At 37.8% G+C, this 7635-nt stretch carries 3 protein-coding genes and 1 pseudogene; all 4 read right to left on the bottom strand.

What is annotated here, in order from left to right:
* Window positions 1–2441, bottom strand: a 2441-nt coding sequence (locus ACFILO_RS07840) for an autotransporter outer membrane beta-barrel domain-containing protein (protein WP_375632556.1), incomplete at its 3' end; no start/stop codon positions are given.
* Window positions 2442–2613: 172 nt separating this feature from the next.
* A pseudogene (locus tag ACFILO_RS07835) lies at window positions 2614–3339 on the bottom strand (autotransporter outer membrane beta-barrel domain-containing protein); the annotation flags it as partial.
* A gap of 28 nt (window positions 3340–3367) precedes the next feature.
* Window positions 3368–3496, bottom strand: a complete 129-nt coding sequence (locus ACFILO_RS07830) for a hypothetical protein (RefSeq protein ID WP_375610851.1) — start codon at window positions 3494–3496, stop codon at window positions 3368–3370.
* A gap of 538 nt (window positions 3497–4034) precedes the next feature.
* On the bottom strand, window positions 4035–7565 hold the full coding sequence (locus ACFILO_RS07825; protein ID WP_375678096.1) for an autotransporter outer membrane beta-barrel domain-containing protein: 3531 nt from the start codon (window positions 7563–7565) through the stop codon (window positions 4035–4037).
* Window positions 7566–7635 lie beyond the last annotated feature (70 nt).

Genomic DNA, 7635 nt, shown 5'->3' with positions numbered 1-7635 from the left:
TGCGTGGTCATATCCACTAAACCAGCATGAAATAAGGCATTTGGCAAAAGAAGATAAGTTGGAACCTGTGGAACAACAGCTCTAATTTGGAGATTAGACTGAACATCAAGCGGTATAGAGAGATTAGATGAAGGATCTAAAGGATCAGAGGACTGAGAAGGCTTTGGTTCGACAGGGACAGAAGGAGGAGAAACAGTATCCAGAGATGAAGTGTCCTCCGGAGCAGAGGGCTCAGATGGCAGAACATCATTAGTAGAATCTTCCACTGGAACAAACGGTGCAGGCATAGGTTGCACAGCAGAAGGAGCCTCCGGAACTGTTGGTACAGAGGGAGGCTCAGACGGAACTGGTGCAGAAGGAGTCAGCGTCGAATCCGTAGGGATAAATGTTTCAGACGGTTCAGATCCTTCAGGCAAAGAAGGTGTAGATGGTATAAGTGGAGGCTCAACAGAAGGGGGTTGTTCAGGTGAAATAGTCTCTGTTGGTCGTTTAGAAGGAACCGTCTCTTCTTCAGATTGAGGAGGTAAAACTGTAGATGTTGGCTTAGAAGCAGTTTCAGAAGAATCTAATTCAGGACCAATGTAAACACTTTCGAGACGAAAATCCCAAAAATCCCCTTCTCCAACAACCAATCTATTCTTTGGATCTGCATTTCCAGAAGAAGAACTTGGACCATAGACACGAAGTTTATATTGATAAGGAAATCCATTCACCGTAGTATAACTATTGGCTAACTTAAAAGAACTTTCCTCTGCTGTCCCAGCAACTTGAACAAGTGAAATACTTTGACTTCCTTTATTGCCAGCTTCTCCTTCTAAGGTTTTGGAAAATTTCTCCATCATGAGCAGTGTACTTCCCAAAACATTCCCGTAGATCAAAATACGATCAGTTTTTTGAGGATTAAACGAGCCGTCATTATTCACAAACGCACTCATCTTAATCTGCACATTTCCCTTTGCATTATAGGCTTCTTTATCATATTGTATCCCCTCTATTGGATTTATGTCATTTAGACTACTTCCTTTCTCAATATATACTTTTCCAATATATAGCGTTTGATAATCTTGAGATATAAATTTATCAAAAAAAATTGTGCTATCAGAAATGCTTATAGACGAAAGTAATGAATCTACAGGAAGAGATTCCTGCAAATCTGTATGTTTCCTTTTGGTGAGATACCATGCAGAGCCATTTGTTAATTCTAAGTGAACAGTTGATGCATCCTCAACACGAATACCCCCTGTAAGGATAGAATCCTTTGCTTTCACCAATAGAGAAGAATTATTTTGAGCCTTTAACAATAAATCACCAGAGATCTTTGTCCTTTCTGTTAATTCAATGGTAGCTTCAGCTCCATAAATATCATCTCCCGTACTATAAATGGCAATACCATCGGGAACTGAAAAAGTTGTCTGTGACAAATGCAAAGATGCTTCACCCCAAACAATTTTTTCTACTTTTGAAAGTTTTTCACTCCCTACCTTAAACATATCACCCCATACATCTGGGCCTAATCCATAAAAATACAGACCGTATACTCCCTCACCCTGAACAGAAATTTCTGTACCTTCAATCTTAATATTTGTCTTTTTAAACTCATTTGATGAAGCGTATTCTTGAACCAATTTACCTTCAGCATCTGCATAACCTGCAAAATTCGTAATCAAGAAGCCATGCATATCAGTGAGCTGAATAAAATCACCACGTAATTGAACATTACCACCCTGTGATATGTCAAAAGCTCTTGGAAATTCATCAATACTTTCATTATCAACTACAATCGTGTGTTTCTTACCTTTTCCCTGAATATTGGTTGTATCAATAAGATATTTTCCCCCAAATTGTGTTGAAAACGCACCAATCTCATTAAAAGTAATAGTACTGCCTGACATCCTAATGAATGCATCAGAACTACTAACAAATCCAATCCCTTTTGCATTCAAATTATCTGATACAATATCAATATTTACGCTCACTAAAGCAATATCGGTTTTTTTTCCTTCTGCACATACAGCTTGCAAACTACCTTCAATCTTCCCTCTATTCATCACAACTTGCCCATTCTGAACACGAAAACCGGACATATCCTTAATATTTGAATTGGTTAGAACAAGCTTGCCATCATCTTTTACAGATGCACTATATAAAAACATCTGCTTTGGCCTATGCGAGATAATATTTGTCTCTAATAAATTTAAAACAGTTCCCTCTTTTTCTATAGAGAAGACAGCAACAAAATCATCTAGAGAAGAGACAGAAGGAGTATAATTTTTATTACTTATCGTATGTTTTTTACTATCGCTATATGTAAAAAAACTCTCTGATACATTACAGGAAGTTCCTAAATTATTAGGATTCGCATTAACACTCACGATTGGCAAAAAAGAAACAATAGCCGTTGTAATAAATAAAAATCTATACCCGCTTAATACATTAACCATAACTTTATTCCCAATTTGCCTTTCTCCCCCTGTTAGTTAAAAATAAAAAATATTCCCCATAACATTAAGTTAAACACACTAACAATAGCAAGTATAAAACTTAAATAATCACTTTATACTTCATAAAACACTCTATAACTTATGTAAAAATTACTCTATATTTCATAGGCACCTAAAAACGATAGTATAAACCGCCTGAAAAAATAATCCCTGAAAACCACCTTTTCTAAGGCAATGCTGATAAGTTACATCTCCATGCAAAGCAAAGTTTGAAGACAACTGAGCCTTCAATCCCATTCCAGTTTCTAGAAAAGAGCCAAAAGCCCTTATTGGAATTCATCTCCAAACCGCACACGTTGTTTTCCTCTAAAACTAATGGCAAGCTTCAGCTTGCAATTGAAAGAAACAACAAGAGCCTCTTCAGAAGCAGCAAGCATCTTTCTTAAAGACCACCAACACGCATCACCCATAAATCAAGTTTTCCCATCTCAATATCAAAACCATCAATATCAGACGCCTTATCAAACCGCACATTTTGATAAATAACCTAAACCTGCGGATCAAAAATAACCCCTTTATGCCCTGTCATAAATGACTTGCCCGCAATCAATGAAGCACTCAAAGGTGTTTCCTTCAATGTTGCTGTCTTGCCTCTTGCTTGCGTGAGAACATCCCCTTTAAATAAACCATAGGAAAAAAGGACATCTATATAAAAGCCTGTATCATGCTGCATGCTGCCATATACTGTAATAGACCATTTATCAAATGTACTTTTTTGCTTTCTTTAACATCTTGAGGTTGTAGAGAGTTTTTTTCCATTATTCTCCATTATTCCAAAGCTCAAAGTGTGATGTGTATCCTCAATCGCATTGAGCAAGACACTTGCCTCTATACCATGAACATCAGAAACCTGAATCTTACCTTCATCAAAGGAAAGAACCACCCTGTTTCACACCAAACACAGATTGAGATAACGTAGCATTTCTACCACTTTTCTTTTCGCCATTTCCTGTAATAGAACTCTTTTTAAAAGAAGTTTTATTATCTTTTGACACAACCACTGCTGATATAATCTTCTCAGATCTCTTTAATTCTAAAATTCCATCAGTTCCTGAAAGCCTTTTTCCCCTTTACTTTTTTGCGGCTTAATAACTATGTTATGAGTTCGTATTGTAAAAATAACACCTGTAGTCCTCCTATCCAATCCACTCATATATAACTTATTACGACTTCCAAAAGTACGAGAAGCATCAACTGTATCACACGAATACGACTTAAAAAGAGAATTACACGAGGGGTTATAATCTTCTCCACTCACATCTATATTGTGCGCGAAGAAAGAAATAGAGGTCGTAAGAGAACACACACATGGCGTTTTAGTACTTTAATCATAATTTAGTCTAAACTTCCTTTATTTTATTCATAAAAAACTGAAAAGACACACCTGGTTCATCTACTTATTATTCTTATTATGTACCGCTACATATAATTTGTTTTGTATTATATGTAAAGTCAAAAATCAGAAAAACAACACAACAAAACCATGTTTTGTGCTTATATCTTTCACAAAAGATGTATTAAAGAAAAATACAATTAAAAATGATAACTTAATCCACCAGAAAAATGCGTTCCGGAAAAGCCGTCACTCGTAAATTTATGCTGATAAATCAGATCGCTATGAAAAATAATTTTGGGAGATAATTGCGAAAAAACACCAAATCCAGCTTCTAAAGAAGTCCCAAAGGAACCAAGCTGGAAGGCATCTTTAAAATATACAAATTGTTTATCATCAAAACTACGAATGAAATGAAGCTTACCATAGAATGAGAGAACATGTGCATCTTTATCTTTAGTAAATGTAAGTGTCTTCGTTAAATACCCACCAATACGCATCCCCCAATGATCTGGACTTCGCATATCAATATTAAAATTATCAATATCACGAGTCTTATGAAACTGGAGATTTTGATAAACAAACTGAACCTGTGGTTCAAAAATAAAATATCGGCTGCCTATCATAAACGTTTTACCAGCAATTAAAGAAACACTTAAGGGCTTCCCTCTCAATGCAGCCGTTTTACCTCGCTCAAGTGTGAGAACATTTCCATTAAACAAACCATAAGAGAAGAGACCATCCATATAGAGACCCGTATCATGCTGCATGCTTCCATATGCTGTGATTGTCCATTTATCAAATATACTTTCTTGACTTTGTTTAACCTTTCGAGGCTGCAAAGAAAGCTTGCCATAATTTCCCATAATCCCAAAAGATGTCGTACTGTATGCACTTTCGATTTTCTTGAGTAAAATACCTGCCTCTAGTGCATTATAATCAAGCTCACCGCCATAATCACCATATTTAAATGCAGACAAATTTGAAGTATAATGATGATGTCCACCGTAACCGCGCAAAAACAAAGCGGGATTTTCATCATTTTTCAACAACCGACCAGGAACAGCTCGCAGCGCTTGCAACTGCTTGCTTTGATTACTGATATCCATCAATCCAGCATAAAATAAGGTATTTGGCACAAGAATATAAGTCAAAACCTGTGGAACAACGACTCTCACATTTGGCTCAAAATGAGAAGAAGACTCAAAAACAGATGACGGAACAGAAGAACCAGACGCAGGTGGAGTAACAACAAAAGGAGTGGGTGAAACAGATGGCGGAACAAGTGAACCAGATGCAACTGGGGAAACAACAGAAGGAGTGGGTGAAACATGCGGCGGAACAAGTGAACCAGATGCAACTGGGGAAACAACAGAAGGAGTGGATGAAACAGATGACGGAACAGAAGAACCAGACGCAGGTGGAGTAACAACAAAAGGAGTGGGTGAAACAGATGGCGGAACAAGTGAACCAGATGCAACTGGGGAAACAACAGAAGGAGTGGGTGAAACATGCGGCGGAACAAGTGAACCAGATGCAACTGGGGAAACAACAGAAGGAGTGGATGAAACAGATGACGGAACAGAAGAACCAGATGCAACTGGGGAAACAACAGAAGGAGTGGATGAAACAGATGACGGAACAGAAGAACCAGATGCAACTGGGGAAACAACAGAAGGAGTGGGTGAAACATGCGGCGGAACAGGTGAACCAGATGCAGGTGGAGAAACTGGATTAGATTCAGCAATAGCGGGAACAACAGGTGCAAGAGAGGAAAGAGGATTGGGGATCTCAAGTACAAAAACATCAGATACATTAGGTGTGGTCGTAAGATGGGAATCCCTATCAGGAGAATCTACAGGAGAAGAAAGACTTGGCTCCTGAGACTTTTGCTGAGAGTTAGAATCAATAGAACCATCCTCACCTCCAGTAATATTAGGATGAATTTTAGGAAAAGAAGGAATATCATCAGAAGAAGGGGGGACAACCAAATCAAGAACAGGAAAAACTTTAGTGGAATCAACAAATTGACTTTCAAGTCGGAAATCCCAAAATGTTCCAGAGTTTTTAAGCACTCTTTGATTGGAATCTGCCGCCCCTAAAGCAGAGCCTGGACCATAACTCTTAAGATGATACTGATAGGGGGAGGCTTCAAGTGTGACATACCCCCCCTTTAACTGAAAAGAATCTTCCATGGCTTTTCCATAAACCTGAATAATGGAAATCCCCTGATTATTACCACCATCTCCCGTCAATGCCCCTGAGCTTCCAGGAACACTATACACATGAACTGTTGTTTTTCCTTCAAGATCACCATTGATTAAAAGCCGGTCAGTTTTTTGCTCTTGCAGAGCTCCGCCTTTATCCAAATATGCATTAAGATAAAGATTCACATCACCGTGCGCTTTATAGACAGTCCCAGATCCTTTTCCAATGAGAAGTGTCTGATAACCATTTGTTTTTTTAGATTTTAATTCTTCAAAAACAAGAGAACTATCCGTAAGATTAACCGATGAAATGAAGGAATAGTCCCCTAAATTAGAACCAGAAGCATCAGAATTTTGCAATTTGTCATATTTTGGTCGCGATAAAATCCACTTTGAACCATTTTTTAAATCTATCTTAGCTGTAGAACTTTCATCAACATGTGCGCCTCCTACAAGGGTAGAAGCATCAGCCTCAATCTTTACATTAGAACGCTCAACAGCTTTCAGAAGTGAATCTCCAGAAATTTTTGAATGTTGTGAGAGTTTAACAGAACTTTCGAATTCGCGACTATAAATAGCCGTACTTTCTGGAGCCATAAAAGTTGTCTTTGTCACATGGACAGTCCCTTTTCCAGGTATAATTGTTTTTTTATCATTTAAGACAGCTTCCCAAAAAAAGTGCATACCATTAAATCCATTCCCTCTCACAAAAACATTGGAATATTTTATATGAGCAGCATTATGGTTATTCCCCTGCACTACAATGCCATGAACATTGTCGACATTAACGTTTCCCTTCTGGAAATTAAGAGAGCCTTTCCCCTGAAGCATACTAAAAGCAGAACCTTCACGATGATTATCTGTATTTGTTCCCTGTTTCCCCCTCCCAGTAATAGAAACGCCCTCTAAATTAATTTCTCCATCTCCTCCTGTTTGAACACCAATACCATCAGCAAAATCAATTTTTCCTCCTTTCATATAAATTTTTGCACCATTATGACTCAAAAGACCTATCGCATCAGAAGATGTCTTAATCTCTGTCTTGGTCAAAGAAACAAACGACCCTTTACCCCCAACACTGATCCCCATTCTGGTTGCTTTAATCACCCCATCCTGCATTTCAAAAGCTCCCTCATCATTAATATCGGCCCCTATCGACACGTTATTTAACATGGAATCAAATAGAGCAACGCCTCCCCCATTTGAGGACTTTACAGCTGTTGTCCAAGCGTTTGTTTCTGAATGTCCATGTGCATTCGAAACACCGTTAATGATTATAGCCTCTCCCTCAATGACTGTATTTTTCCCTGATGCCTCTATGGCAGCATAAGAACTTTCACCCGTAAGTTGATAAGTTTTCTTGGTAATTTCATGCGTTTTACCATCATTACAGCGATAAAATGAGGCACTTTCGTTACATGAATATGGCTTCTTCTCAGAAGAAATCTCACCTGCATCAGTATTGTATACAAAGAAAAAAATAACCGTTGTAAAATGATATAAAGAGAGATGATTTTTAAACATAATTTTCTACAAACTTTCTTCCCCTTCTCTAAAAACAAAAAACACGCGTTCTGTTTAATAACTTTGGTTG

The organism is Bartonella sp. AP72JLCBS, assembly GCF_042195705.1.
Lineage (GTDB): Bacteria > Pseudomonadota > Alphaproteobacteria > Rhizobiales > Rhizobiaceae > Bartonella.
This window is presented reverse-complemented; position numbering and strand designations above follow the sequence as displayed.

Bases quoted from the DNA above. Each gene is read 5' to 3' on its own strand.
- ACFILO_RS07825 (WP_375678096.1), bottom strand. From the start codon at position 7,565: ATGTTTAAAAATCATCTCTCTTTATATCATTTTACAACGGTTATTTTT.